Source organism: uncultured Sphingomonas sp., from assembly GCF_946477935.1.
In the GTDB taxonomy this organism is placed as follows: Bacteria; Pseudomonadota; Alphaproteobacteria; order Sphingomonadales; family Sphingomonadaceae; genus Sphingomonas.
The window spans coordinates 1-22,705 of sequence record NZ_CAMLAC010000017.1 but is presented as its reverse complement, the minus strand read 5'-3'; the positions used below and the strand labels follow the sequence as shown (position 1 = coordinate 22,705).

Genomic DNA, 22,705 nt, shown 5'->3' with positions numbered 1-22,705 from the left:
GCATGGACGTACTCGCCGCTTCTATGCATGATACCTCCTAATACCAAAACGGAACCAAGGGGCAGGCATGCGTCGAGCGGCGACGGCATCGATCGGACTGGGACTGGTGCTAGCATTCACCGCACCGGCCGCTGCGCAGGCGCCGATGAAGCTGCTGCCCATGCCGCAGACGGTGACGCGTGGCTCAGGCAGCATCACCGTTTCCGCGGGCACCACCGTGGCCACGCAAACCCCGCAGGCGCAGGCCGCGGCACGGCTGCTGGTCGATCACGTCCGCACCGTGCGCGGCATCGCGCTGGCCCCTGCCGAGGGCGATGCGCGGATCGTCTTCGCGCAGGACGACGCGATTGCGGGCGCGGAGGCCTACCGACTGGTCGTGCAGCCGGGCGGCATCCGGATCACCGCCTCCAGGCCCGCCGGATTCGTCCACGGCGCGATGACGCTGACGCAGTTGCTCAGTCCCGACAATGCGATGGGCAAGCCGGTGCGCGTTCCCGCGGTGACGATCGACGACGCACCGCGCTTCGCCTGGCGCGGGCTGCTGGTCGATCCGGTGCGTCATTTCCAGCCGCTGGCCGAGATCAAGCGCATCGTCGACCAGATGGCGGCGGTGAAGCTGAACACGCTGCACCTGCACCTGACCGACGATCAGGGATGGCGGTTCGAGGTGAAACGCTATCCCAAACTGACCGAGATCGGGGCGTGGCGCACACCCCCCTCCACCGGCGGTCCGGCACCGACGACGCGCCACGGTGGCTTCTACACGCAGGACGAACTGCGCGGGCTGGTCGCCTATGCCGCCGACCGGGGCATCACGGTCGTGCCGGAGATCGACCTGCCCGGCCATGCGCAGGCGCTGGTCGCCGCCTACCCGGAGATCGGCGTGCTGGGCAACCGGCCGCCGGTCAGCAACGAATGGGGGGTGATGCCCTATCTGCTGAACCCCAATCCGGCGGGCATGGCGTTCATCCGCAACGTGTTGGACGAGCTGATCGACGTGTTTCCCGGCACCTATATCCATCTCGGCGGTGACGAGGCGGTGAAGGACCAGTGGGAGCGCTCGCCCGAGGTGCAGGCGCAGATGAAGGCGCTGAACATTTCGACCGAAAACGGCCTGCAAAGCTGGGTGATCGACGAGTTCGGCAAATATCTGGCGAGCAAGGGCCGCCGCCTGATCGGCTGGGACGAGATATTGGAGGGCGGCCTGCCGCCATCGGCCACGGTGATGTCGTGGCGCGGCGAGAAGGGCGCGGTGGAGGCGGTGCGCCAGGACCATGACGTAGTGCTGTCTCCATCCCCGATCCTGTATCTGGACAGCATGCAGAGCACCCAGGGCAACGAGCCGCCGGGCCGCTGGTCGGAGATCAAGACGCTGGCCGATGTCTATGCCTATGATCCGATGCCGGCGGGCATTCCGGCGGACAAGGCGCATCATGTGCTGGGCGTGCAGATGAACGGGTGGAGCGAATATTTCGTCACGCCCTGGCAGGTGCAGCACGCCGTCTTCCCGCGCATCGCGGCGATTGCGGAGAATGGCTGGATCCAGCGTCCGCGCGACTTTCCCGGCTTCGTATCCCGGTTGGTGCCGCAGATGCAGCGGTGGGAGCGCGCCGGGGTCGAGGTGGCGGACAGCGCCTTGGCGGTCGAATACCGACTGGCGGATACGCGTGGGCAGGCGCTGCGTGCGAACAGCGTGCGCGTGTCGCTGGAGCAGCAGGCGCCGCAGGGCACGATCCGCTATACGCTCGACGGCACCGAGCCGACCGCGCGGTCGAGGCGCTACACCACGGCGCTGACGATGAAGCCCGGCGCGACGATCCGCGCCGCGCCGTTCGGCGCCGATGGTCAGCAACTGGCGGGGGTGCGCGACTTCGCCACCGCCCGCCCCGCGCTGTTGACGCGGACGAGTTCGGACATGGTCGCCTGCCCGGGCGGCAAGCTCAACCTGCGCGTCGCGCTGACCCCGGATGCGACCGCCAACGGCCCCGCCTACAACGTCAACATCTTCGACAATTGCACCGCCTATCCGGAGGCGCCGGTCGACATCGCCAAGGGCTATACGATCGAGGTCGCGCGGCTGGCCCGGCATTACGGGCTGGCGCATGAATTCGACCAGGTGCGCCGCCACTATAGCGTCACCCCGCATGGCGAACTGCTGGTGCTGGTCGGCTGCAAGGCCCCGTCCGACACGGATGCGCCAAAGCCGATCATCGCGGGCAGCTTCCCCCTGCCCGACCCCGCCACCGCGCCGCAGCGCATGCGCTTTTCAGGACAATTCCCCGCAATGGACGCCACCCAGACGGACAAGGGAGACAAGACCATCTGCCTGCAATTCACCGCACCGACCAGCGACCCGATCTATACCGTGGAACGCATGACGCTGACGGAGGCGCAGTGATGCGCGCCTGGATGCTCGCCCTGCCGCTGCTGCTCGCCTCCACGGCCGCCGTCGCCGCGCCAAAATCGGTGGTGCCGCTGAACGACGGCTGGACGGTGCGGATCGATCCCGCCGACACCGCCGCCGCCAAGGCGCACCCGCGCGAGGCGAAGTGGCTGCCGGCGCGCGTGCCCGGCACGGTGCAGCAGGACCTGATCGCCGCGAAGCGGGTGCCCGATCCGTTCAAGGGACTGAACGAGGCGGCAATCCAGTGGGTCGGCCGCACCGGCTGGCAATATGTCCGCATGCTGGACGTGAGCGCCGACATGGCGGCGCGCGATCACCTCGATCTGGTGTTCGAGGGGCTGGACACCTTTGCCACCGTGTCGGTGAACGGGCAGGCGGTGCTGAAGGCCGACAATGCGCACCGCACCTGGCGGATCGATGCCAAGCCGTGGCTGAAGCCGGGTCGCAACACGATCACGATCCGCTTCGCCCCGCCGATCGCGACGCTGCAGCCCAAGGTGCTGGCAGAGGCGAACCCGCTCCCCGGCGAATATGACAGCTTCTTCGGCGACGAGCCCAAGGGCAAGCAGACCTCCCCCTATATCCGCAAGGCGAAATATCATTATGGCTGGGACTGGGGCCCCCGCATCCTGAACGTCGGTCCGTCGGGGCCGGTGAAGCTGGAAGCGTGGGACGATGCCCGCGTCGCGCAGTTCCGGGTCAACCAGATCGCGCTCAACGACGGCGAGGCACGGCTGGCCGCCGAGTTCGAGGTGATGGCCGACACCGCCGGCCCCGCGACGTTGCGCGCCGCGGTGACCGGACCGAACGGCGCGGCGGTCAACGCCGAACAGGTGGTCACGCTGGCCCCCGGCATGAACCGGGTCAGCATACCGCTGAGCATCACCAATCCGCAGCGCTGGCAACCGGTCGGGTACGGCGCGCAGCCGCTCTACCGCGTGACCGGCACGCTGGTGGAGAACGGACAGGCCAGCGACAGCGCGCAGCGCCGGATCGGCCTGCGCACCGTGGAGCTGATCCGCAAGGACGGCAGCTTCGGCTTCAAGGTGAACGGCACGCCGATCTTCGCCAAGGGCGCGAACCTGATCCCGTTCGACAGCTTTCCCTCGCGCGTCACGGCAGACGCCATGCGCAAGATGCTGGCCGACGCCAAAGCGGTCAACATGAACATGATCCGCATCTGGGGCGGCGGGTATTATCTGCCCGATGCGTTCTTCGATGCGGCCGACGAGCTGGGTCTGATGATCTGGTCCGACTTCATGTTCGGCGGCGCGGTGACGCCGCCGGACAAGGACTTCCGCGAGAATGTGCGGATCGAGGCGGAGGAGCAGGTCGCGCGCGTGTCCGGCCATCCCTCGATCGTGTTGTGGGCGGGCGGCAACGAGGTGCTGGCGGGCTGGGAGAACTGGTCCGACCGCAAGGCGTTCAAGAAGCGGGTTGGGGCGGACGAGCAGGAGCGGATCGGCACCGGCATGGCGGTGCTGTTCGACCGCGTGCTGCGCCAGGCGGTGCGCGACTTCGATCCGGGCGTACCGTATTGGCCCAATTCACCTTCCACCGACTATGAAGGTCCGGTGGATACCGATGCAGATGCCGACCGGCATTTCTGGGACGTATGGTCGGGGTCGAAGCCGGTCGAGCGTTATCTGGACAGTTGCCCGCGCTTCATGTCGGAATATGGCTTTCAGGGCACGCCGGACCTGTCGACGATCAAGGACTTCGCCGGCACGCTGGACCTGAAGTTCGACAGCCCGGTGATGAAGGCGCACCAGAAGTTCCTGGCGGGCGAAGGCAATGAGCGGCTGATGTTCTACATCCGCGAACGCCTGGGCGAGCCGAAGAACTTTGCCGACTTCGCCTATCTGTCGCAGGTCAACCAGGCGCAGGCGATCTCGCTCGCCGCACTCCATCACCGCGCCTGCCGGCCGGTGACGCTGGGCTCGCTCTACTGGCAGTTGAACGATGTCTGGCCGGTCGTGTCGTGGTCGAGCATCGATTATAACGGCCAGTGGAAGCTGCTCCACCACGAGATGAAGCGCTTCTTCGCAGCCCAGGCGATCGTCGCCGAGCACAAGGACGGTGCGACCCGCATCGCGCTCGTCTCCGACGCGACGACGCCGATCGCGGCCCGCTGGCGGGTGCGCGGGTTCGGCATGGACGGGCACGCTTTGGGCGAACAATCGGGCGACGTGACACTGGCGCCGCTCTCCGCCGGCGAGGCGGTGAGCGTACCCGATACGACGCTGTTCGCGGGCGCGGCACCCGAGGCGAGCTACGGCGTCGCCGAACTGCTGATCGGCGATCAGGTGGTCAGCCGCCGCATCGTCGAGCGCGTGCTGCCCAAGGCGATCGCCTGGCCCGATCCGGGTATCACGGTTCGCTGGCAGGGCCGTGACGTGACCGTCACCGCCAAGAATCTCGCCCGCGCGGTGATGCTCGATTTCGGCGCGGTGGCGGCACAGCCGTCCGATGACGGGTTCGACCTGTTGCCGGGTGAAAGCCGCACGCTCACCGTCACCTCCGATGCCTCGCCCGCCACACTCAAAAAGGCGCTCACCGTGCGCACCCTGGGGAACCGCAAATGATCTGGCTGCTGCTCGCAACCGCAGACCCCGTCACCACCGCGATCGCGACGATGACGATCGAGGAAAAGGCCGCACAACTGCAAAGCACTGCGCCGGCGGACGCGCAGGCCGGGCTGCCCGCCTATGACTGGTGGAGCGAGGGTCTGCACGGCCTCGCGCGCAATGGCCATGCCACCGTCTTTCCGCAGGCGATCGGCATGGCCGCGACCTGGGACACCGCGCTGGTCGGCAAGATCGGCGACGTGGTGGCGACCGAGGCGCGCGCGAAGTTCAACACCAAGCCGGCAAGCGCCGATCGCCGCATCTATGAAGGGCTGACCATCTGGTCGCCCAACATCAACATCTTCCGCGATCCGCGCTGGGGCCGGGGGCAGGAAACGTACGGCGAAGACCCGTATCTGACGGGCAAGCTGGGCGTCGCCTTCGTGCAAGGTCTGCAGGGGCCCGACCCCCGATACCCCAAGGTCATCGCCACGCCCAAGCATCTGGCGGTGCATAGCGGGCCGGAAGCCGGGCGCGACGGCTTCGATGTCGATCCCAGCCCGCAGGATGTGGAGGCCACATACCTGCCCGCCTTCCGCATGGCGGTGATCGACGGCAAGGCGCGTTCGCTGATGTGCGCGTACAATTCGATCCACGGCACGCCGGCCTGCGCTTCTTCCGATCTGCTCAACGTCCGGGTGCGTCGCGACTGGGGGTTCAAGGGCTTTACCGTGTCGGACTGCGACGCGGTGGCGAACATCCACATGTTCCACCATTACCGGCTGGACGGAGCGGGCGCCTCGGCGGCGGCGATCAAGGGCGGCAACGACCTGAACTGCGGCAACGCCTATGCCGCGCTGCCCGAAGCGGTGCGCCGCGGCCTCATCACCGAGGCGGAGGTGGATACCGCGCTTGCCCGCTCGCTGGAGGCACGCCGGGCGCTCGGCATCGCATTCGGCGCGACGAGCCCGTGGAGCCGGATCAAGCCGACCGAGATCGGCAAGCCTGCGCACCGCGCGCTGGCGCTGGAAGCCGCGCGCAAGAGCATCGTCCTGCTGAAGAACGAGGGCGACCGCCTGCCGCTGAAGCCGGGCACCCGGCTGGCGGTGATCGGCGCCAATGCCGATGATCTGGGCGTGTTGCAGGGCAATTACCACGGCACCACCGCACGCCCCGTCACGCCGCTGGAGGGAATCCGCGCCAAGTTCGGCCAGGTCGCCTATGCGCAAGGGTCGGTGCTGGCGGACGGCGCACCCGTGGTGCTGCCCGAGACTGCGCTGAAGGATCTGACGGCGACGTACAGCGTCGGCGGGCGCGTGGTGAAGAGCGAACGGGCGCGCAAGATCGACCTGGACATCACCCGCGTGCCCCCGACCGAGGGCCTGCCGGCAACGGGCTGGGTCGGCCGCTGGACGGGCACGATCACCCCGCCGGGACCGGGCGCGTACCGGCTGATGCTCGACCAGGCGCAGTGCTGGAAGAATTGCACGGCGCACGACACCGCACGCCTGTCGATCGGCGGACGCATGCTGCACGACGGCGCGATCCCCAAGGGCCGGGTCGAGATCGCCTGGGACAGCGACGGCACCCCCCAGCCCTTCGACCTGACGCTGGACCATGCCAGCGAGGATGAAAGCTTCCGCCTGCTCTGGCTTCCCCCCGAAGCGCCGATGATCGCCGAGGCGGTGAAGGCGGCCGAGAGCGCGGATGTCGCGGTGGTCGTCGGCGGCCTGTCACCCGATCTGGAGGGCGAGGCGCTTCAGGTGCAGGTGCCCGGCTTCGTCGGCGGCGACCGGACCGACATCATGATCCCACCCGCGCAACAGCGGCTGCTCGCCGCGCTGAAGGCGACGGGCAAGCCGGTCGTGCTGGTGCTGGCGAGCGGCAGCGCGGTGACGGTCGACCCTGCGCTGGCCGAATCGATCCTGACGATCTGGTATCCGGGCGAGGCCGGCGGCACCGCGCTGGGTGAGATCCTGGCGGGCACCACCAGCCCGTCGGGCCGCCTGCCCGTCACCGTGTACAAGGCGACGACCGACCTGCCCGCCTTTGTCGATTACGGCATGAAGGAGCGCACCTATCGCTACTTCACCGGCACGCCGATGTGGGGCTTCGGTCACGGCCTGTCCTATACCCGCTTCGGCTATGATGCGGTGCAGGCGCCGGCCAGCGTCGCTGCGGGCCAGACCCTGACCGTCACCGCGCGCGTCACCAATGCCGGTGCGCGCGACGGCGAGGAGGTGGTGCAGGCCTATCTGGTGCCGCCCGCGCAGAAGCCCGGCACGATGACCGCGCCGGTACTGCAACGCCAGCTCGTCGGCTTCACCCGCGTCGCGCCAAAGGCCGGCAAGGCGATCACCGCACGCTTCACGATCGATCCGCGCGGGATGAGCGTGGTCGATCGTGACGGGCGCCGCCATGTCGTACCGGGCGACTACCGCCTGTGGATCGGCGGCGGCCAGCCGGAGACGGCGCCGGGCCAATGGGTGTCGTTCAACGTGACGGGTCAGGACACGGAGTTGCCGAAATGAGCATCGACCGCCGCCAGTTCGTCGCCGGAGCCGCCGCGCTCGCCGCGACGCCCGCCTTCGCCGCCGCGCCCGTGCTCCCCTCCAAGCGCCCGCCGGTCGGCCAGCGCCGCTTCACCAGCCCCGCCGTCGAGCGCGAGATCGCGCGCGTGTCGAAGCGGATCGCCGATCCCAAGCTGCGCTGGATGTTCGGCAACTGCTACCCCAACACGCTGGACACCACAGTGAAGATGGGAACGGTGGGGGGCCAGCCCGACGCCTTCGTCATCACCGGCGACATCAACGCGCTGTGGCTGCGCGATTCCTCGGCACAGGTGCGGCCCTATCTGCATCTGGCGCGCGAGGATGCCAAGCTGGCCGAGCTGTTCCGCGGCCTGATCGCCCGGCAGGCGCGCTGCATCCTGATCGACCCCTATGCCAACGCGTTCATGGAGGACCCGACCGCGCCGTCCAATCTGGAATGGTCGCAAAAGGACCGGACCGAGATGAAGCCCGGCGTCGCCGAACGGAAGTGGGAGATCGACTCGCTCTGCTACCCGATGCGCCTCGCCTATGAATATTGGCAGACGACCCGCGACAAGCGCCCGTTCGACGCCACCTGGGCGGAGGGTGCCCGCGCCACGATCCGCACCTTCCGCGAACAGCAGCGCAAGGACGATCGCGGCCCCTACAGCTTCCTGCGCGTATCCGACCGCACTACCGAGACGATGCCGCTGGAGGGCTGGGGCAATCCGATGCGACCCGTCGGCCTCATCGCATCGGGCTTCCGCCCGTCGGACGACGCGACCCAATATCTCTTCCTGATCCCGTCCAACTGGTTCGCGGTGACGAGCTTGCGCGAAATGGCGACGGTGGCGAACGAGGCACGCGGCGATGCGGCGCTTGCCCGTGACGCAATTGCACTCGCCGACGAGGTGGAGGCGGCGCTGCGCCAATGGGGCACGATGCGCCTGCGCGACGGGTCGGAGGTCTGGGCGTTCGAAGTCGACGGCTTCGGCAACGCGATCTTCATGGACGATGCCAATGTGCCGTCGCTGTCCGCGCTCGGCTATCTGGGCTGCGTGCCGATGGACGACCCGCTGTGGCGGCGAACGGAGGCGGCGGCGTGGAGCGATGCCAACCCTTATTTCTTCCGCGGCACGGCCGGCGAGGGCATTGGTGGTCCGCATGTCGGCCTCGGCTGGATCTGGCACATGTCGCTGATCATGCGCGCCACCTCGACGAACGACGCCGCGACGATCCGCGCCTGCCTGAAGACGCTGCGCGACACCGATGCCGGCACCGGCTTCATGCACGAATCCTTCTTCCAGGACGATCCGTCGAAGTTCACGCGGCACTGGTTCGCCTGGACCAACGGCCTGTTCGGCCAGTTGATCGTCACGCTGGCACGCACGCACCCCGCGATCCTGCGCGAAACGCTGTGACCCCCTCTCCCCTCCACCAGCAGGACCACCGATGAGCAAGCCCCGCACCGGCACCGTCTCCCGCCGCACCCTGCTCGCCTCCGCCGCGGCGCTGGGTACCCCCCTCCCCGCCTTCGCCGCGCGCCCGGCTGCGGCAAAGGCGAACCTGTTCATCGGCACCGGCGGCGACGGCCACACCTATCCGGGCGCGACGCTGCCCGGCGGCATGGTGCAATTGTCACCCGATACCGATGTGGAGCGCTGGGACACCTGCTCGGGCTATCATCACGGCGACGGCTCGATCATGGGGTTCAGCCATACGCACCTGTCCGGCACCGGCATCGGCGACATGCTGGACGTGCTGGTGGTGCCGACCCGCGGCCCCGTGCAACTGCTCCCCGGTCCGCTGAACAATCCCGATGCCGGCTATCGTCAGCGCTTCTCGGCGGAACATGCCGAGCCCGGCTATTACCGCGTCGCGCTGGAATCGGGCGTCCGCGCCGAGCTGACCGTGACCGAGCGGACCGGCTGGCACCGCTATACCTTCCCGGCCGGCGCCGGGCATATCCTGGTCGACCTTTCGCACCTGATCCTCGACAAGTCCGACGCCGCGCCGCTGATCGACGAGGCCAGCCTCGCGGTGAGTGCTGACGGCACGCTGACCGGCGGCCGCCGGGTCCATCGCTGGGCCAAGGGCCGGCGCATCCACTTCGCGATGCAATTGTCGCGCAAGCCCGACCGCGTCACCTTCTACGGCGACGACGACGCGCAGCAGCCCGCCGGCGCCACCGCCGTGCAGGGCAAGCGCGTCAAGGCGGTGCTGCATTATGACGATGCCGGCGCCAAACCGGTGCTGATCCGCTGCGGCATCTCCGCGGTCGATGTCAACGGTGCCCGCCGCAACCTCGCGGCCGAGGCGCGGCACTGGAATTTCGACAGCGTCCGCCGTGACGCCGCCAGGACCTGGGCGCGCGAGCTGGACGCGGTGACGGTGGAGGGCGGCACGCCCGACCAGCACACGATCATGACCTCGGCGCTGTACCACGCGCTGCTCGCGCCGACGCTCTTCTCCGACGTCGATGGCCGCTATGTCGGCATGGACCGGCAGGTCCACACGCTGCCCGCGGGCGAGCGCGCCTATTCCACCTATTCGCTGTGGGACACGTACCGCGCGCTGCATCCGCTCCTGACCATCGTCGCGCCCGACCGGGTGCAGAGCCTGGTCGCCGACATGATCCGCCAGACCGCTGAGAGCCCGCTCGGCCCCCTCGTCTGGCCGCTGCAGGGCGTGGAGACGGGGACGATGATCGGCTGGCACGCGGTGCCCGTGCTGGCCGAGGCGCAGGCCAAGGGGATCAAGGCCGATTACGCCGCCGCCTGGCCCAACATCGCCAAACGGTCCTTCGACTTCACCATGCGCGACCTGGACAATTCCAAGGGCCGCGACCTGTACGATGCCAAGGGCTATGTGCCCGCCGACAAATGGTTCGAAAGCGTCAGCCGCACGCAGGAATATGCCTATGACGACTGGGCATCCTCCAAGATCGCGCGTGCAGCCGGCCGCACCGCGGAGGCGGACCGCCTGCTCAAGCGATCGGGCAACTGGCGCAACGTCATCGATCCCGCGATCGGCTTCGCCCGCCCCCGCTTCGACGACGGGACGTGGTGGAAGGATTATGATCCGATCCAACTCGGCCACATGCCCAAGCCCTGGTGGCGCGACTATACCGAGGCGAATGGCTGGCAGGCGACCTTCCTGAACCAGCACGACGTCTATGGCCTGATCGCCCATATGGGTGGCGAGCGCGCGTTCGAGGCGAAGCTGGACGCGCTGTTCAACGCACCCTCCACGCTTCCCAAGAACGCGCCGCCCGACATTTCCGGGCTGGTCGGCCAGTATGCGCATGGCAACGAGCCGGATCAGCATGCCGCCTATCTCTACGCCTATGTCGGTGCGCCGTGGAAGACGCAGGGCATGGTGCGCCGGCTGCTGACCGAAATGTACAAGAACGATCCCGACGGCATCATCGGCAACGACGATTGCGGGCAGATGAGCGCATGGTTCGTGCTGTCCTCGCTCGGCTTCTACCCGGTCGATCCGGTCGAGGCGGTATATGTCTTCGGCTCGCCCCTGTTCGAGCGCGCGATGCTGACGCTGCCGGGCGGCAAGCGGCTGGTGATCGATGCGCCCGGCAACGGCCCGACGACGCCTTATGTGAAGTCGGTGCAGTGGAACGGCCGTCCCTGGACGAAGAGTTGGATCTCCCATGCCGATCTGGTCAAGGGCGGCCGCCTGACCTTTACGATGAGCGCGACGCCTGAACCGGGCTTTGGCCGCGCGCTTGCCGATCGACCGCCCTCGTTCGGCCGCACCCCCGCCTGATGCCGGAGACTGACATGACCGATTTCACCCGTCGCTCGCTGATCGCCGCCGGTGCCGCGGGCGCGGCGCTTCCCGCTTTCACACCCGCCTTTGCGCAAGCCACTGCCGCACCGAAGCCTTGGGGCGCAACGCCATCGAAGCGTCAACTCGCCTGGCACGCGCGCGAACAATATGCCTTTGTCCATTTCTCCATCAACACCTTCACCGATCGCGAATGGGGTTATGGCGACGAAAGCCCGAAGCTGTTCAACCCCAGCGATTTCGATCCCGACCAGATCGTCGCCGCCGCCAAGGCGGGCGGCATGCGCGGCATCATCCTGACCGCCAAGCATCATGACGGCTTCTGCCTGTGGCCGACGAAGCTGACGGAACATTGCATCCGCAACAGCCCGTACAAGAACGGCCAGGGTGATATCGTCGGCGAGATGGAGAAGGCGACACGGCGCGCCGGCCTCGCCTTCGGCCTCTATCTCTCGCCCTGGGACCGCAACCATGCCGACTATGGCCGGCAGGGCTATATCGACTATTTCCGTGCCCAGATCGTCGAGCTTTGCACGCGCTATGGCGAACTGTTCGAATTCTGGTTCGACGGCGCGAATGGCGGCGACGGCTATTATGGCGGCGCGCGCGAGACGCGGAAGATCGATGCGCCCAAATATTACAACTGGCCCAGCATGATCGCGCTGGTCCATCAGCATCAGCCGATGGCCTGCACCTTTGATCCGCTCGGCGCCGATGTGCGCTGGGTGGGTAACGAGGACGGCATTGCGGGTGACCCCTGCTGGCCGACCATGCCCAACCACCCCTATGTCCAGTCGGAGGGCAATTCGGGGGTGCGTGGTGCGCCGCTCTGGTGGCCGGCCGAAACCGATGTGTCGATCCGGCCCGGCTGGTTCTACCACGCCGACGAGGATGCCAAGGTCAAGGATCCTGAGCGTCTGCTCCGCCTGTACGACGAGTCGGTCGGCCGCGGCACGAACCTGAACCTCAACCTGCCGCCCGACCGCACCGGGCAACTGCACGCGCACGATGTCGCGGTGCTGAAAAGCTTCGGCGACGCGCAGGCCAGGACCTACGCCACCGATCTTGCGCAAGGTGCCGTCGCACGCGCCAGCCATGAACGTGGGCCAGCCTTTTCCGCGTCACGCGTGCTGGACGGCAGGCGCGACACCTATTGGTCGTCACCCGACGGGGTGACCACGCCGAGCCTGACGCTGGACCTGCCGCCGGGGCGGCCATTCGACGTGATCCGCCTGCGCGAGTATCTGCCGCTCGGTGTGCGCGTGACGCGCTTTGCGGTCGATCTGGACGAGGGGGCCGGCTGGCGCACCGTGGCCGAGCATGCGTGCATTTCGGCGCAACGCATCATCCGCCTGCCGAAACCCGTCACCGCCCGCCGCCTGCGCCTGCGCATCGTGGAAGCCCCCGCCTGCCCCGCGATCAGCGAGATCGCCCTGTTCCGACAGGTCATGCCCGTCGCGGTCGCGCCGGTACGCTCGTCCGATCCGACGATCCTGGCCAAGCAGGGCTGGCGCATCGTCGCCGCATCGGGGGCGGGTGCAGAGGCGCTGATCGACAATGAGGCGGGCACGCGCTGGACCGTGCCGGCACCCGGAGCCGCAGCGCCGGCGCAGGTGACGATCGATCTTGGCGCCACGCAGATGCTCGCCGGCTTCAGCCTGACGCCGTCGCGCACCGTCGCCAAGGACACCGCGCCGCCGCGCGGCTATGTCTGCGAGACGAGCATGGACGGCAAGAGCTGGACACCGGGCGCCAGCGGCGAGTTCGGCAACATCGCCTATGCGCTCGCCACCCAGCGGGTGACCTTCGACAAGGCGCGTCAGGCCCGCTTCCTGCGCCTGTCCTTTGCCGCCACCGCCGTGCCCGCGGGCAAGCTGACCGTGGCGGAGATCGGCGCCTTCACCGTTCGCTGACCGGTTCCCCCTCCCGGCTGGCGGGAGGGGACTTGCCCCGCGCGATCAGCCAGCCGGCGAGCAGCGCCGCGCCCGCGCCGGCCACGGCAATCCCGGCGCGGCGCTGTTTCGGCCGGCGGAAACCGCCATCGACCGCGCCGTCATCCTCGGGCGGCTGGAACAGGTTGCCGCCGGTTACCGGCACGGGATCGGCCTTGGCGAAGTACCGCCCCATGAAGCCGTTCATCATCGCCGCGCTGAGATTTGGCGTGGCGAACTGCGTGATCTTCATGAACGCGGCGGGCGCACCCACCGCGGTCGTGTTGCGCGGCCGGTCGGCAAGGCGCACCACCGCGCGCGCCACGCTGCGCGGATCGAGCACGCCGGGCGGCACCGATGTCTTGCCGCCCGTATAATTGCCCGCATGGGCGATCGCGGGCGTATCGACAAAGGTCGGATACACGTCGCAGACATGGATATGCGGGTACTGCGACACCTCACCGCGCAGCGCCTCGGAAAAGCCGCGCAGGCCGAACTTGCTCGCCACATAGGCCGCCGCCCAGGGTGCGGCCAGGAACCCGCCGATCGAGATCATGTTGACGAAGGTGCCGCGTTTCTGTGCCAGGAAGATGGGCAGCACCGCATGCGCATCGTGCATGTGCCCCAGCAGGTTCGCCTCGATCACCTGCCGGTGCGCCTCCATCGGCACCTCGTGATATTTGCCGACCGCACCGATCCCGACATTGCTGAACCACAGGTCGATCCTGCCCAGATGATCGCGCGCCTGAGCCGCCAGCGCCTGCACCGCCGCCGCATCGGTGACATCGGTGACCACCACCAGGGCTTCGCCACCCGCCACGCGGCACCGCTCCGCCACCAGGTCCAGCGCCCCCTTGTTGCGCGCCGCCAGCACCAGATGCGCGCCCTTCGCGGCAAAGGCTTCCGCGGTGGCGGCGCCGATCCCGCTCGACGCGCCGGTGATGACGACGGTGATCGGATCTTTGCGGGACGGATCTTTGCGGGACGGATCTTTGCGGGACATGGGGGCGCATCCTCCTGAAAAACCACGGTCCAACGCGTGGCATACCGGGTCGGGCCTTTGCCCTGCGCCCGATTGCCCCTATTTTGCGGCGCCCGCGACGGAAACGGGCCACCCATGCATCATGGGATGGACGAGGGGGACGATGCGCCGGGCGAACACGCCATTGCTGCTATGGATCGCGCAGGAGGTGCTGCCGCACGAACCTGCGCTGCGCCGATGGCTGCGCGGCACCTTCCCCCAGCATCAGGCGGACGACGTGATACAGGAAAGCTATTGCCGCCTCGCCGAACTGGACGGGTTCGCACACATCACCGACCCGCGGGGCTATCTGTTCCAGACCGCGCGCAACGTCGTGCTCGCCGATATCCGCCGGGCGCGCGTGGTCCGGATCGAGGCGGCGGGATCGCTGGCGGACATCGCGCCCGCCCTGATCGCCGACGAACTGGACCCGGAACGTATCGTGGCGGGTCGTGGTCTGCTCGGCCATGTCGAGGCGCTGATCGGCGCACTGCCCGACCGGGCGCGCGCCATCCTGCGGCTGCGCAAGCTGGATGGTCTGTCGCAGCGCGAGATCGCCGAGCGCATGGGCGTGACCGAAACCATCGTGGAGAACGACCTAGCGCGCGGCCTGCGCACCGTGCTGGCCGGATTGAGCGAGGATGAGCGCGCCGAACTGCCGACGCGCCAACGGATGAAACATGGACGAACGCCCCTCCGCCGCCGCCATTGACGCCGCCGCCGCCGCCTGGGTCGCGCGGTTGGACCGTGGCGGGCCGGATGCCGGGCTGGACGCGTGGCTGGCCGCCGACCCGCGCCACCGCGGCGCGCTGATCCGCGCACAGGCGCTGTGGACCTCGCTGTCCGGCCTGCCCGCCGCCGCGGCCGAACCGCCGGCCGTATCGCGGCGGCGCTGGCTGGCGGGCGCGGCGGGGCTGGCGGCGGCCAGCGTTGCCGGGCTGGGCTGGTGGGTGCAGCATGATCCGGCGCAGCGCTTCGCAACCGGGGTGGGCGAGCGCCGCCCGGCACGGCTGGCGGACGGATCGACCATGCTGCTCAACACCGACAGCCGCTCGCGCGTGACGATCGCGGGCAATGCGCGCCGGGTGATGCTGGACAGCGGCGAGGCCTGGTTCCAGGTCGCGCACGACACCCGCCGGCCGTTCGTGGTGGAGGCGGGGGCGGTGCGGGTGCAGGCGGTGGGCACCGCCTTTTCCGTGCGCCGGCTGGCCGGACAGGCACAGGTGGTGGTGAACGAGGGGCGCGTGCGCGTCTGGTCGGTCGATGCGCCCGCGCGCTTCCTCGATCTGGCCGCCGGATCGCGCGCCGTCGTTCGCGACGATCGCGGCGCGGACGAGGCACAGGTCGCACCGGCCCGCATCGACGAGGCGCTGGCCTGGCGGCGCGGCGAGATCGTGCTGGACGGCATGACGCTGGGCGATGCCGCCGCCGAGTTCAACCGCTACAATCACCAGCAATTGTCGGTCGAGGCGGGCCTGGCCGACCGGCGCATCGTCGGCTGGTTCCGCACCGAGGATGTTGACGGCTTCGCGCGGTCCGCCGCGGCGATGACCGATGCGCGCGTCGAGCGCGATGCGGGCGCGATCCGGCTGACACGGCGGAATTAACCCCAATTAATTCGGACCAGTCCGGACGGAAATGCAACAGCCGTCCATCTACCCTGGCGAGACGCGCGCAGATGCGTCGCCAGAACCATAGGGGAGGATCATCACATGCCGCTTCGCGCTACCTTCACCGCTGCATCGCTGATGGCGATCGTCGTCGCCAGCCCGGCCGCCGCCGATGCCCAGACCAAGCATTTCGACATCGCCGCCCAGCCCGCCGCCAGCGGCATCGTCGCCTTTGCGCGGCAGGCGGGTATCCAGGTTCTCGCGCCCGAGGAAGCGACGCGCGGCCGCCGGATCGCGGCGGTACGCGGCAGCTACGGCGTACCGCAGGCGCTACGCCGCGTCGCCGGTTCCGCCGGCCTGTCGATCGCCTCGTTCGACGGCCGCACCGCGATCCTAGCCGCCCCCCGCAGCGCCGCCGTCCGCGCGCAACAGGCCGACCCCGCCAACCCCGCCGCCCCGCAGACCGACACCGTCAACCAGCCCGGCGAAGCCCCGACGCAACAGGCCGACAACGAACTGGACGAAATCATCGTCACCGGCACCCGCACCCGCGGCCAGACCGTGCTGACCTCCTCCTCCGCAATCACCGTCGCCACCCGCGAGGATCTGGACCGCAAGGCCCCCCGCTCGACCGCGCAGGCGCTGGAGCTGGTCCCCGGCATCTTCGTCGAGGGATCGGGCGGCGAGGTGTCGAATAACTTCTCGGTCCGCGGTCTGGCCGGCGGCGGGCAGCAATTCGTGCAGTTGCAGGAGGACGGCCTGCCCGTCTTCTACATCAACGCGCTGTCCGACACGATTTTGAAGCAGGAAGCCTATATCGACCGGCTGGAGGCGGTACGCTCGGGCGCATCGGGCATCCTGACCGTCAACGGCGCGGGCGCCACGATCAACTTCATCACGCGCAAGCCCGATTTCGACAAGGCGGGCGGCACCTTCCAGCTCACCACCTCCAGCTTCGCCACCGCGCGGGTCGATGCGTTCATGACCAAACCGATCGCGGAAAACACCGCGATTGCGATCGGCGGCTTCTACCGCCGCGACGACGGCATCCGCGATCCCGGCTATGACGCCAATCACGGCTTCCTGTTCCGCGCCGCCATCTCCCAGCGCTGGGATACCGGCCGGCTGACCCTGTCCGCCAAGGTGGTGGACGATCACAACATCTTCTACGTGCCCATCCCGGTGACGGGCGTCGGCGATCCGCAGTCGATCCCCGGCCTGTCCGCCACTCACGGCCTGCTGCAAAGCCGAGACTTCGGGCGCGTGACGGTGCGTACCACGCCCACCACGGGCGCATCGTTCAAGGATATCGACCTGGTAGACGGCGTGCATACCAAGGCGCAGTCCTATGGCTATGACTTGACCCAGGATTTCGGCAGCGACTTCAACTTCTTCGCGCGCGGTCGCTACACGCGCTTCGGCACCGACTTCAATTCGATCTTTTCCTACGACAATTCCGCCCTGCAACTTGCCTCGGAACGCCTGCGCACCACCGGCACGGGCGTGAACGCGACCAGCGTGCAGACGCTGAACCGGTTCGCGCCGGCCGGCGCCACCGGGCTCGGCCTGCGCTATGTCGATACCGGGCAGATCATCCGCGGCGATGCGGCGCTGAACGCGATCAACGGCAACGGGCTGATCGCCGAAAGCGTGATCGGCGACAACCGCGCCTCGGTAAAGGAGTTCAACAGCGACACCGGCATCACCTGGCAGACGCCGAACAACTCGCTGACCATCGGCGGCCTGTTCACCAAGTCGAGTCGCTATAACGACGCGGTGGGCGCCGCCACCTTCCTGACCGACGTGCGCGACCGCGCACGTCGCGTCGACGTCGTCGCGCTCGATGCCGCCAATGGCGTGGTCGGCTCCCTGACGGAAAACGGCTTCCTCAACTATGGCACGTTCGGCGAGGGGCCGAGCCGCGCCAAGTTCACCTCCATCTCCGCCTACGCCACCGACCAGTTGACGCTGTGGGACAAGCTGCGGATCGACGGCGGCATCCGCTTCGAGCATTTCGTGTTCAACCGGCTGGGCGGCAACACGGTCGGCCAGGTTCCGGTGGCAGGCGCCGGTGTCTTTGCACCGAACGGCACGCTGATCTCCGACAACGACAACATCATCGCCAACAACTACATTGCCCAATATGGCGGTGGCAGCTTCGACGGCACCTTTTCGCGCCAGCGGCGCGAGTTCAACAAGATCGCCTGGACGCTGGGCGCCAACTACCTGATCACCGACCGCTTTGCCGTCTATGGCCGCTATGCCACCGGCTTTCAGGCGCAGGAGCAGAACCGGCCGACCGACCTGCGCTTCGCCGAAGCCGGCCTGCGCTATTCCAGCCGGCTGGTGCAGGCGTCGGTGACGGGCTTCTACACCAACTTCCTAGATTACCCGCAGTCGCGCGACGTGCAGACGACGGTGAACGGGGTGACGGTGACGCAGCAGCTTACCGCCAATTCCGGCATCAAGGTATGGGGCGGCGAGTTCGACGTGACGGTGCGGCCGGTGGAATGGTTCCGCGTGCAGGCGGTGGGCGTGATCCAGGAGTCGAAGATCGACATCCGCTCCTTGTCCGCTTTCCAGGGCGGCAACCCGATCGACATCAACCAGATCGCGCAGGCCCTGCGTACCCAGGTGGAGGGCTTCGACGGCAACAAGCCCGAACGGACGCCCGCGATCAACGTCGCGGTCACCCCCGCCATCGTGCTGCCGAACGGCCTGGGCGAAATCTATGGCAGCTGGCGGCGGATCGGAAAGATCTATGCCGACATTTCCAACCAGCTCGAACTGCCCGGCTACAGCCTGTTCTCGGCGGGCGTGATGGTCAATGTCGCGCAGGGGGTGACCTTCAACGCCTCGGTCGAGAATATCGGCAACGCGGTCGGCCTGACCGAAGGCAATCCGCGCGGCGGGTTCAACGAGAATACGGGATCGAACTTCTACTTCGCGCGGCCGATCAACGGGCGCAACGCCGTCGCCAGCCTGCGGTTCGATTTCTGATGGTTTCTCTCTCCCCCGCGGAGAGAGGTGCCCGCCGAATCCCTCTCTCCCACGGGGAGAGGGCCATGAACTAAAAGGACGCCTGCCGATGATCCGCCTGCTTCTCGCCTCCGCACTGGCCATCGCCGGGGCCACGACGGTGGCGCAGCAGACCGCCGCACCGCTCGCGTTCCGCATCGACGAGGGACGCAACATCAACGCGTTCCTGCGCCAAGGTCCGGTCGCGGCGCATCTGCTGCTGCGATCGGGCGACGATCCGCGCATCCTGGTCGCCTTTCCTGCCGGCGACAGCGGCACCGGGCTGTGGTTCGAGAAGACCGCCACGCCGGTCACATGGCGGCTGGATCGGGCGCCGACCCCTTATGCTTCGGGCAAGCTCCACGGCCTGCGGGCGGTGGCGAGCGTCGATGCGGCCGAACTGCGGTTCCGGCAGGCGGTACTGTCCTCGGTACGCGTGCTGCGCGACTATGAAGCGCTGGGCAAGGCGCCTGCCGAGATACTGGTCGCCGGAAAGGCAGGCGCATGGGCACGCGATCGGCTGGACGGTGCCCCCGGATACGCGCTGTCGATGGCGGGCCTGCGTGGCACCACGATCCAGGGCGACCGCGTCAAGGCCGGTCCGGACGGCCGCATCACGCTGGCCATCACCGCGGCGACCGGCGAGACACCGCTGACCCCGCTCGCCGGCCCCGCGCTGCTGAACGGCCATGCCGGCAGCGACGCGCGCGCGCAGAACGCGCTGCAATTCCTGTCCTACCGCGAAAAATATCTGGCCGGGTCATGGCGGTTCGACACCTATTTCGGCCGCGACACGCTGATGAGCCTGCGCCTGTTGATGCCGGTGCTGCAACCCGGCGCGGTGGAGGCCGGGCTGGGCGCGGTGCTCGCCCGCCTCGCCGCCAATGGCGAGGTCGCGCATGAGGAGGACATTGGCGAGTTCGCGGTGCTGCGCAACATGCGCGAAGGGCGCGGGCGCATCGCCACCCCGATCTACGACTATGCGATGGTCGATGACGATTTCATGCTCGCCCCCGTTGCAAGCGCCTGGCTGCTCGGGCGCGGTGCCCCGACTGCGGCCACCTTTCTGAACAGTCGCGACGCCACCGGCCGGGCGCAGGGCGACCGGCTGGTGGCGAACTTCGCCTGGGTGGTGGAGCGCACCGCCGCCTTCGCGGCATCGCCCGCCGTCGACCGGCTGATCGGGTTGAAGGGCGACCGCCTGACCGGGCAATGGCGCGACAGCGAGGAGGGTCTGGGTCGCGGCCGCTACCCCTATGATGTCAATGCCGTCTGGGTTCCGGCCGCACTGGATGCGATCGCCGCGATCGACCGCACCGGGCTGCTCACGTCCTTTGGTACGCCCGCACAGCGCGCCACCATTGGCAAGGCCGGTGCGCAGGCCGCGGCATGGCACCGCGCCGCGCCACCGCTGTTCACGGTGACGATCCCCGCTGACCGCGCCGCGCAGGCGGTGCGCGACTATGCCGGCAAGGTCGGCGTACCGGCACAGGACGCGCTTGCCGCGCTCGGACGCGCGCCGGTGACGTTCAACGCCCTGTCGTTGCAGGCGGATGGTGCGGCGGTTCCGGTGCTGCATTCGGATGACGGCTTTGCGCTGCTCTTCACCGATCCCGATGCGGCCGCGCTCGAGCGGTCGCTGACCGCGATGATGCGCCCCTTCCCCGCCGGATTGATGACGCCGATCGGGCTGCTCGTCGCCAACCCTGCGTTCGCCGCGCCCGACGTGCAGGCGCGCTTCGGTGCGAGCGCCTATCACGGCACCGTCGTCTGGTCGTGGCAGCAGGCGGTGCTAGCCGCCGGGCTGAACCGCCAGATCGCGCGTACCGACCTGCCCGCCGATATCCGCGCCAGGGCGGTTGCCGCGCGCACGCAGCTCTGGCGGGCGATCCAGTCGGCGGGCGAGGTGCGCACCTCCGAACTCTGGTCCTGGGCCTATCGCGATGGCGGCTACCGGGTCGCGCCGTTCGGTGCGCAATCGGAGGATGCGGACGAATCGAACGCCGCGCAATTGTGGAGCACGGTGTTCCTCGCCCTCCGGCCGCCGGCGTCGTGACGGCGGCACGGGTGCTGGACCGCCGCACCCTGCTCGCCCGTGCCGGACTGCTCGCCGCCGCAGCGGCCGTGCCCCGCCCCGCGGGCGCCGCCGCAACCCGCATCAACGCGCTGATCGCCCGCATGACGATCGCGGAGAAGGCAGGACAACTCTCCTGCTTCAACGACGAGATCCGGCCCGTCGGCGCGGTGTTCAACCCGGTGGTGAACGCGCAAGGGGCCGCGGCGCAACTGGCCGACATTCGCGCAGGGCGTATCGGCATGCTGTTCAACGGCTATGGCGCCGAAGGCGCGATCCGCGCGCAGGAGGCCGCACGCGCCAGCCGATTGGGTATCCCGCTGCTCTTCGCGGCCGACATCATCCATGGCTGCCGCACGATCTTCCCCATCCCGCTGGCGGAGGCCGCCGCCTTCGACGCCGATCTGTCGCAGCGCGTCGCCCGCGCCGTCGCGGTGGAAGCGAGCGGGGCGGGCATTCACTGGACGTTCGCGCCGGTGGTCGATGTCGCGCGCGACCAGCGCTGGGGCCGCGTCGCGGAGGGCGCGGGCGAGGATGTGGCGCTGAACGTCGCGCTGGCGGTGGCACGCGTCCGCGGCTTTCAGGGCACGGATCTCACCAGGCCACACGCGCTCGCCGCCACGCCCAAGCATTTCGCCGGCTATGCGGAGGTGCGCGGCGGCATGGAATATGGCGCCGTCGACATGAGCGACGCGCATCTGCGCGAGGTGGTGTTACCACCCTTCGCCTCCGCCTTTCGCGCCGGGGCCGCGACGACCATGGCCGCGTTCACCGCCTTCAACGGCATCCCCGCCACCGCCAATCGCCACCTGCTGACCGATATCCTGCGCGGCGATCTGGGTTTCACCGGCGTCTGCGTGTCCGATTATGATGCCGATCGCGAGCTGATCGCGCACGGTGTCGCCGCGGACGAGGCGGATGCCGCACGTCTCGCCATCATGGCGGGGATCGACATGTCGATGCAGAGCGGGCTGTCCCAGCGCCATCTGCCCGCGCTGGTGGCAAGCGGCGCGGTACCGCTGGCGGTGGTCGACCGCGCCGTGGCCCGCGTGCTGGCGCTGAAGGACGCGCTTGGCCTGTTCGACGATCCCTTTCGCGGCCTCCGCCAGCCGGCCCGGCGGCCACCACGCGCGCTGGCGCGGGAGGCGGCGACGCGCAGCATCGTTCTGCTGCGCAACACGGGCGCGGTACTGCCGCTCGCCCCCGCCACCCGCATCGCGCTGATCGGTCCGTTCGGCGCCGACCACAAGAATCTGAACGGCCCCTGGTCGTTCGCCGGGCGGGCGGAGGACGGGATCGACCTTGCCACCGCAATCCGCCCCTTCACCGTCGAGGCGGGCAGCGGCATTCACGATCCCCTGCCCGGCGGCATCGATCGTGCGGTTGCCGCGGCGCGGGCGGCGGACGTGGTGCTGCTGGCGATCGGCGAAGGGGCGGACATGTCCGGTGAAGGCAACAGCCGCGTCGCGATCACCGTGCCGCCCGCGCAGCAGGCGCTGGCCGAGGCGGTGGCCGCCACTGGCAAGCCGCTCGTCATCCTGCTCCGTCATGGTCGCGCATTGGCGCTTGAAGGCGCGGTGCGCGATGCCCCCGCGATCCTCGCTACCTGGTTCCTGGGCGCGGAGACGGGCACCGCCATCGCCGACATCCTGTTCGGCCGCGCCGAACCGTCCGGCCGCCTGCCCGTCAGCTTTCCCCTCGCCACCGGCCAGCAACCCTGGAGCTACGATCGCCCCGCCACCGGC

General features: G+C 68.7%; 12 protein-coding genes. 11 read left to right on the top strand and 1 reads right to left on the bottom strand.

What is annotated here, in order from left to right; genetic code table 11:
* Window positions 1-67: 67 nt before the first annotated feature.
* Genes Q0U08_RS03610 through Q0U08_RS03585 form a run of 6 tightly spaced genes read left to right on the top strand, consistent with a single transcriptional unit; the run spans window position 68 to window position 13,219 of the window.
* Complete coding sequence (locus Q0U08_RS03610) at window positions 68-2,398, top strand: family 20 glycosylhydrolase (protein WP_298089782.1); 2,331 nt, start codon at window positions 68-70, stop codon at window positions 2,396-2,398.
* Complete coding sequence (locus Q0U08_RS03605) at window positions 2,398-4,989, top strand: glycoside hydrolase family 2 protein (protein WP_298089781.1); 2,592 nt, start codon at window positions 2,398-2,400, stop codon at window positions 4,987-4,989. Before Q0U08_RS03610 ends, Q0U08_RS03605 begins: the two co-directional genes overlap by 1 nt.
* Entirely contained in the window at window positions 4,986-7,502 is a 2,517-nt protein-coding gene (locus tag Q0U08_RS03600; RefSeq protein ID WP_298089780.1) for a glycoside hydrolase family 3 C-terminal domain-containing protein, read from the top strand. Before Q0U08_RS03605 ends, Q0U08_RS03600 begins: the two co-directional genes overlap by 4 nt.
* Complete coding sequence (locus tag Q0U08_RS03595; protein WP_298089779.1) at window positions 7,499-8,923, top strand: glycoside hydrolase family 125 protein; 1,425 nt, start codon at window positions 7,499-7,501, stop codon at window positions 8,921-8,923. Before Q0U08_RS03600 ends, Q0U08_RS03595 begins: the two co-directional genes overlap by 4 nt.
* 31 nt (window positions 8,924-8,954) lie before the next feature.
* On the top strand, window positions 8,955-11,285 hold the full coding sequence (locus Q0U08_RS03590; RefSeq protein WP_298089778.1) for a GH92 family glycosyl hydrolase: 2,331 nt from the start codon (window positions 8,955-8,957) through the stop codon (window positions 11,283-11,285).
* A gap of 14 nt (window positions 11,286-11,299) precedes the next feature.
* On the top strand, window positions 11,300-13,219 hold the full coding sequence (locus Q0U08_RS03585) for an alpha-L-fucosidase (protein ID WP_298089777.1): 1,920 nt from the start codon (window positions 11,300-11,302) through the stop codon (window positions 13,217-13,219).
* Here Q0U08_RS03585 and Q0U08_RS03580 read toward each other — a convergent pair.
* On the bottom strand, window positions 13,206-14,240 hold the full coding sequence (locus Q0U08_RS03580; RefSeq protein ID WP_298089776.1) for an SDR family oxidoreductase: 1,035 nt from the start codon (window positions 14,238-14,240) through the stop codon (window positions 13,206-13,208). The two genes, Q0U08_RS03585 and Q0U08_RS03580, sit on opposite strands and share 14 nt — an antisense overlap.
* A 142-nt stretch (window positions 14,241-14,382) precedes the next feature.
* Between Q0U08_RS03580 and Q0U08_RS03575 the strand changes: the two genes are divergently transcribed.
* The 5 genes from Q0U08_RS03575 to Q0U08_RS03555 all read left to right on the top strand — a co-directional run.
* Window positions 14,383-14,970: a sigma-70 family RNA polymerase sigma factor gene (locus Q0U08_RS03575; RefSeq protein ID WP_298089775.1), complete on the top strand. Its 588-nt coding sequence runs from the start codon at window positions 14,383-14,385 to the stop codon at window positions 14,968-14,970.
* Window positions 14,939-15,865, top strand: coding sequence for a FecR family protein (locus Q0U08_RS03570; protein ID WP_298089773.1), 927 nt, complete (start codon window positions 14,939-14,941; stop codon window positions 15,863-15,865). Before Q0U08_RS03575 ends, Q0U08_RS03570 begins: the two co-directional genes overlap by 32 nt.
* Window positions 15,866-15,970: 105 nt before the next feature.
* A complete protein-coding gene (locus Q0U08_RS03565) occupies window positions 15,971-18,868 on the top strand; it encodes a TonB-dependent receptor (protein WP_298089772.1) in 2,898 nt (965 codons plus the stop codon).
* 88 nt (window positions 18,869-18,956) lie between these two features.
* Window positions 18,957-20,942 carry a hypothetical protein gene (locus Q0U08_RS03560; RefSeq protein ID WP_298089771.1) on the top strand — a complete coding sequence of 662 codons (1,986 nt, stop codon included), beginning with the start codon at window positions 18,957-18,959 and terminating at the stop codon, window positions 20,940-20,942.
* A gap of 68 nt (window positions 20,943-21,010) precedes the next feature.
* On the top strand, window positions 21,011-22,705 hold a 1,695-nt coding region (locus Q0U08_RS03555; protein WP_298089789.1), incomplete at its 3' end, for a glycoside hydrolase family 3 N-terminal domain-containing protein.